The sequence below is a fragment of the Enterobacter sp. CGMCC 5087 genome (assembly GCF_003144775.1).
Taxonomy (GTDB): domain Bacteria; phylum Pseudomonadota; class Gammaproteobacteria; order Enterobacterales; family Enterobacteriaceae; genus Enterobacter; species Enterobacter cloacae_M.
The window spans coordinates 23,020-29,584 of record NZ_QFXN01000284.1; the positions used below are offsets into that span (position 1 = coordinate 23,020).

Here is a 6,565-nt window from a genome sequence, read left to right on the forward strand (position 1 = left end):
ACTCAAACTACCGTCAGGATGCGTATGTCAAACAGTGCGATGAGCGTGGTGATTCTTGCCGCTGGCAAAGGGACCCGCATGTATTCCGATCTGCCTAAGGTGCTCCACACGCTTGCAGGAAAGCCAATGGTGCAGCATGTCATTGATGCAGCGAACGAGCTGGGTGCCAGTCAGGTCCACCTGGTCTACGGCCACGGCGGCGATCTGCTTAAAAAGACGCTGAGCGATGACAAGCTCAACTGGGTGCTTCAGGCCGAACAGCTGGGCACAGGCCATGCGATGCAGCAGGCTGCGCCTTTCTTTGCGGATGACGAAGATATTTTAATGCTTTACGGCGATGTCCCGCTGATCTCCGTTGAAACCCTGACTCGCCTGCGTGAAGCCAAACCGCAGGGCGGCATCGGTTTGTTGACCGTCGTGCTGGACGATCCAAGCGGTTATGGCCGCATCACCCGTGAAAACGGCAACGTCACAGGTATTGTTGAGCATAAAGATGCCAGCGACGAACAGCGCCAGATTCAGGAGATCAACACCGGTATTCTGATTGCCAACGGCGCGGATATGAAGCGCTGGCTGTCCAGACTCGACAATAACAACGCGCAGGGTGAATACTACATCACCGACATCATTGCGATGGCGTACCACGAAGGGCGTGATATTGCCGCCGTTCATCCGGCGCGCATCAGCGAAACGGACGGCGTGAACAACCGCCTGCAGCTTTCCCGTCTTGAGCGTATTTATCAGTCCGAGCAGGCCGAAAAACTGCTGCTTGCGGGCGTGATGCTGCGCGATCCGGCGCGTTTCGATCTGCGTGGTTCGTTATCTCACGGGCGTGACGTTGAAATTGATACGAACGTTATCCTCGAAGGTCACGTCACGCTGGGCAATCGCGTCAAAATTGGCGCCGGCTGCGTGATTAAAAACAGCGTCATCGGCGACGACTGCGAAATCAGCCCGTACAGCGTGGTGGAAGATGCTCGTCTGGATGCGGCCTGTACCATCGGCCCGTTTGCGCGTCTGCGCCCGGGCGCTGAGCTGCTGGAAGGCGCTCACGTGGGTAACTTCGTGGAAATGAAAAAAGCGCGTCTGGGTAAAGGCTCGAAAGCCGGTCATCTGACCTATCTGGGCGACGCGGAAATTGGCAATAACGTGAATATTGGTGCAGGGACTATTACCTGTAACTATGACGGCGCGAATAAGTTTAAAACCATCATCGGTGACGACGTGTTTGTTGGCTCCGATACGCAGCTGGTGGCGCCTGTTACCGTGGGTAACGGGGTGACCATTGCCGCGGGAACAACCGTTACGCGCGATGTGGCCGAGAACGAGCTGGTGTTAAGCCGCGTTCCGCAGGTCAGCAAGCAGGGCTGGAAACGCCCGGAGAAGAAAAAGTAACAACAAGGCGGGTGGCGCTACGCTACCCGCCCTACGATTGAGTAGGCCTGATAGGCGTAGCCGTCATCAGGCAAACCCGGGAGAGGAGATAAATATATATTTCCCCCCATAAGCAGTACCCATAAAAATAACCCCACTCTCTACAAGGCTCGGGGCGCCCGGAAAGGGTAAATACAGGTCAGCGACAACGCAGGCATAATGCCTAAATTCGGAATCTAAAATTATGTGTGGAATTGTTGGCGCAGTTGCGCAGCGTGATATTGCTGAAATCCTTCTCGAAGGTTTACGTCGTCTGGAATACCGTGGTTACGACTCAGCCGGTCTGGCTGTCGTCGATGCAGAAGGTCATATGACCCGTCTGCGTCGTCTCGGTAAAGTGCAGATGCTGGCCCAGGCCGCGGAAGAACATCCGCTGCACGGTGGGACCGGTATTGCTCACACCCGCTGGGCGACGCACGGCGAACCGTCTGAAGGTAACGCGCACCCGCATGTGTCTGAACACATCGTGGTCGTGCACAACGGCATTATCGAAAACCACGAACCGCTGCGCGAAGAACTGAAAGCGCGCGGCTACACCTTCGTCTCTGAAACTGACACCGAAGTGATTGCTCACCTGGTGCACTGGGAGCTGGAGCAGGGCGGCACGCTGCGTGATGCGGTGCTGCGTGCTATCCCTCAGCTGCGCGGTGCGTACGGTACGGTGATCATGGATTCCCGCGATCCGTCCACATTGCTGGCCGCGCGTTCCGGTAGCCCGATGGTTATCGGTCTGGGCATGGGTGAAAACTTCATCGCTTCTGACCAGCTGGCGCTCCTGCCGGTTACCCGTCGCTTTATCTTCCTCGAAGAGGGGGATATCGCGGAAGTGACCCGTCGCAGCGTGACCGTCTTCGATACCAAAGGCGAGCAGGTGAAACGTCAGGAGATCGAATCGAATCTGCAGTACGACGCGGGCGACAAAGGCGCTTACCGTCACTACATGCAGAAAGAGATTTACGAGCAGCCAAACGCCATCAAAAACACCCTGACCGGGCGCATCAGCCACGGTGAAGTGGATCTGAGCGAGCTGGGCGCAAACGCGAACGAACTGCTCGGCAAGGTTGAGCACATTCAGATCGTGGCCTGCGGCACGTCTTACAACTCCGGTATGGTCTCTCGCTACTGGTTTGAATCCCTGGCTGGCGTGCCGTGCGATGTGGAAATCGCGTCTGAATTCCGCTATCGCAAATCCGCGGTGCGTCGTAACAGCCTGATGATCACCCTTTCCCAGTCTGGCGAAACGGCGGATACCCTGGCAGCGCTGCGTCTGTCTAAAGAGCTGGGTTACCTGGGCTCTCTGGCTATCTGTAACGTTCCTGGCTCATCGCTGGTGCGTGAGTCCGATCTGGCGCTGATGACCAAAGCGGGCACCGAAATCGGTGTGGCCTCTACCAAAGCGTTTACCACTCAGCTGACCGTTCTGCTGATGCTGGTGGCGAAGCTGGCGCGTCTGAAAGGTGAAGATGCGTCCGTTGAGCACGACATCGTTCACGGCCTGCAGGCGCTGCCGAGCCGTATTGAGCAGATGCTGTCTCAGGACAAACGCATAGAAGCTCTGGCGGAAGATTTCTCCGACAAACATCACGCCCTGTTCCTGGGTCGTGGCGATCAGTATCCGATTGCGCTGGAAGGCGCGCTGAAGCTGAAAGAGATCTCCTACATTCACGCTGAAGCCTATGCGGCAGGCGAGCTGAAGCACGGCCCGCTGGCGCTGATTGACGCGGATATGCCGGTCATCGTTGTGGCACCAAACAACGAACTGCTGGAAAAACTGAAGTCTAACATCGAAGAAGTGCGCGCCCGCGGCGGTGTTCTGTACGTCTTCGCCGACAAAGATGCCGGTTTTGTCAGTAACGACAACATGCACATAATCGAGATGCCGCATGTGGAAGAGGTTATCGCACCAATCTTCTACACCGTTCCGCTGCAGCTGCTGGCCTATCACGTTGCCCTGATCAAAGGCACCGACGTTGACCAGCCGCGTAACCTGGCGAAATCGGTTACCGTAGAATAATCCCTTCAGGCTCCACCTTCGGGTGGAGCTTTTTTATCCCGCCCGGTTTGTTTTTCATCAATCCTTTCTCGTTTTTAATAATGACAATTTGTCATCTTCAGCTACTTTTTTCAGTGTCACATAAAGAAAATATTTCTGAAAACGCCTTGTCATAAAAGTGGCTAACAAGATGAAAATTAAGCTTTCTTTTGCTTATTTTTAAGTGAAATTAACGTTGTCATAAAACTGTCATAATTCGTACATTTATCTGTCACCTGTTTGTCCTATTTTGCTCATCGTAGCCACTAAACAACGATTTACGAAAATCTTGCAGGAGACATTATGAAAGTTATGCGTACCACTGTCGCAACTGTTGTCGCCGCGACCTTATCTCTGAGCGCGTTCTCTGTATTTGCAGAAGCAAGCCTGACTGGCGCTGGTGCAACCTTCCCTGCGCCGGTGTATGCCAAATGGGCAGATACCTACCAGAAAGAAACCGGTAACAAGGTTAACTATCAGGGTATCGGCTCCTCCGGTGGCGTTAAACAAATTACCGCGAACACTGTTGATTTCGGCGCATCAGACGCTCCGCTGTCTGATGACAAACTGGCTCAGGAAGGCCTGTTCCAGTTCCCTACCGTGATCGGTGGCGTGGTCCTGGCCATCAACCTGCCGGGCGTGAAGTCGGGTGAGCTGGTGCTGGACGGCAAAACGCTGGGTGACATCTACCTGGGCAAAATCAAAAAATGGGATGACGAAGCGATCGCTAAACTCAACCCAGGCCTGAAGCTGCCTTCTCAGAACATCGCCGTGGTTCGCCGCGCGGATGGTTCCGGTACCTCTTTCGTGTTCACCAGCTACCTGGCAAAAGTGAACGAAGAGTGGAAATCTAAAGTCGGCTCCGGCTCTACCGTTAACTGGCCAACCGGTCTGGGCGGTAAAGGTAACGACGGTATCGCCGCGTTCGTACAGCGTCTGCCTGGCTCCATCGGCTACGTAGAGTATGCGTACGCGAAGCAGAACAACCTGTCCTACACCAAACTGGTTTCAGCCGACGGCAAACCGGTTAGCCCAACCGAAGAGAACTTTGCTAACGCCGCGAAAGGCGCTGACTGGAGCAAATCCTTCGCGCAGGATCTGACTAACCAGAAAGGCGAAGGTGCGTGGCCAATCACCTCTACCACCTTCATTCTGGTTCACAAAGAGCAGAAGAAACCTGAGCAGGGCGCCGAAGTGCTGAAGTTCTTCGACTGGGCGTACAAAAACGGCGGCAAACAGGCTAACGCCCTGGATTACGCTACCCTGCCGGACAACGTGGTTGAGCAGATTCGTGCTGCATGGAAAACCAACGTGAAAGACAGCAGCGGTAAAGCGCTGTACTAACAGGATATATTTAACGAAGATGGCGGGTGGCGCTGCGCTTACCCGCCCTACGGTTTAAGCTGTAGGCCCGGTAAGCGTTAGCGCCACCGGGCATATTCGTAAAAACGTCTCAAACAGAAGAGTAATTTATGGCTGCAACCAAGCCTGCATTTAACCCTCCGGGTAAAAAAGGTGACATGATTTTCAGCGCGCTGGTCAAACTGGCTGCGCTGATTGTGCTATTGCTGCTGGGCGGCATTATCGTGTCTCTGATTTTCTCCTCATGGCCGAGCATCCAGAAATTCGGTTTTTCCTTCCTGTGGACCAAAGAGTGGGACGCGCCGAACGACATCTACGGTGCCCTGGTGCCGATTTACGGCACGCTGGTGACCTCGTTCATCGCCCTGCTGATTGCGGTTCCGGTGAGCTTTGGTATTGCCCTGTTCCTGACGGAGCTGGCGCCGGGCTGGCTGCGACGCCCGCTGGGTATTGCCATCGAACTGCTGGCGGCTATTCCAAGTATCGTTTACGGCATGTGGGGTCTGTTCATCTTTGCTCCGCTGTTCGCAACGTATTTCCAGGAACCGGTCGGTAACGTGCTTTCCGCTATTCCGTTTGTGGGGGCCCTGTTCTCTGGCCCGGCTTTCGGTATTGGCATTCTGGCGGCAGGTGTGATCCTCGCCATCATGATTATTCCTTACATTGCGGCGGTCATGCGCGATGTCTTCGAACAAACGCCGGTGATGATGAAAGAGTCGGCCTACGGCATCGGCTGCACCACCTGGGAAGTTATCTGGCGCATTGTCCTTCCGTTCACCAAAAATGGGGTGATCGGGGGCGTGATGCTGGGTTTAGGTCGTGCGCTGGGTGAAACCATGGCGGTCACCTTTATCATCGGTAACACCTACCAGCTCGACAGCGCGTCGCTCTACATGCCGGGTAACAGTATTACCTCGGCGCTGGCGAATGAATTTGCGGAAGCGGAATCGGGGCTGCACGTGGCGGCGCTGATGGAGCTGGGTCTGATTCTGTTCGTTATCACCTTCATTGTTCTGGCGATTTCCAAGCTGATGATTATGCGCCTCGCTAAAAATGAGGGGGCACGCTAATGGCCACTCTCGAAATGCAAGCTACCGCTGAACTGGCGGAATCCCGCCGCAAAATGCAGGCCAGACGCCGCATGAAAAACCGTATTGCCCTGTCGCTCTCTATGGCGACGATGGCATTCGGCCTGTTCTGGCTGGTCTGGATCCTCTTCTCGACGGTCGTTCGCGGGATTGACGGGATGTCACTGTCGCTGTTCACCGAAATGACGCCGCCGCCGAACACGGCGGGTGGTGGCCTGGCGAATGCCCTGGCGGGCAGCGGCCTGCTGATCCTCTGGGCGACGGTCTTCGGCACCCCGCTGGGCATCATGGCGGGCATCTACCTGGCAGAATACGGTCGTAAATCCTGGCTGGCCGAAGTCATTCGCTTCATCAACGACATTCTGCTGTCTGCACCTTCTATCGTCGTGGGTCTGTTTGTTTACACCGTGGTGGTGGCGCAGATGGAACACTTCTCCGGCTGGGCGGGCGTGATTGCCCTGGCGCTGCTGCAGGTGCCGATTGTTATTCGAACCACCGAGAACATGCTGAAACTGGTGCCGGACAGCCTGCGCGAAGCGGCTTATGCGCTGGGTACGCCGAAATGGAAGATGATCTCTGCGATTACGCTGAAGGCGTCCGTCTCCGGGATCATGACCGGTATCCTGCTGGCGGTTGCGCGTATCGCGGG

At 55.4% G+C, this 6,565-nt stretch carries 5 protein-coding genes; all 5 read left to right on the forward strand.

Annotated elements, in window-relative coordinates; all coding sequences use genetic code 11:
- The first annotated feature begins 24 nt into the window (after nucleotides 1–24).
- Complete coding sequence (gene glmU, locus DEO48_RS24495; protein ID WP_109846533.1) at nucleotides 25–1,395, forward strand: bifunctional UDP-N-acetylglucosamine diphosphorylase/glucosamine-1-phosphate N-acetyltransferase GlmU; 1,371 nt, start codon at nucleotides 25–27, stop codon at nucleotides 1,393–1,395.
- A gap of 223 nt (nucleotides 1,396–1,618) precedes the next feature.
- Nucleotides 1,619–3,448 carry a glutamine--fructose-6-phosphate transaminase (isomerizing) gene (gene glmS, locus DEO48_RS24500; protein WP_023309792.1) on the forward strand — a complete coding sequence of 610 codons (1,830 nt, stop codon included), beginning with the start codon at nucleotides 1,619–1,621 and terminating at the stop codon, nucleotides 3,446–3,448.
- A gap of 321 nt (nucleotides 3,449–3,769) precedes the next feature.
- The gene (pstS, locus tag DEO48_RS24505) at nucleotides 3,770–4,810 is read left to right on the forward strand and encodes a phosphate ABC transporter substrate-binding protein PstS (RefSeq protein ID WP_008500186.1); all 1,041 of its coding nucleotides are present in this window, start codon (nucleotides 3,770–3,772) and stop codon (nucleotides 4,808–4,810) included.
- Nucleotides 4,811–4,938: 128 nt separating this feature from the next.
- Entirely contained in the window at nucleotides 4,939–5,898 is a 960-nt protein-coding gene (gene pstC, locus DEO48_RS24510) for a phosphate ABC transporter permease PstC (RefSeq protein WP_023309793.1), read from the forward strand.
- The coding region (pstA, locus tag DEO48_RS24515) for a phosphate ABC transporter permease PstA (protein ID WP_109846534.1) at nucleotides 5,898–6,565 on the forward strand (668 nt) is incomplete at its 3' end. The genes pstC and pstA, both read left to right, overlap by 1 nt.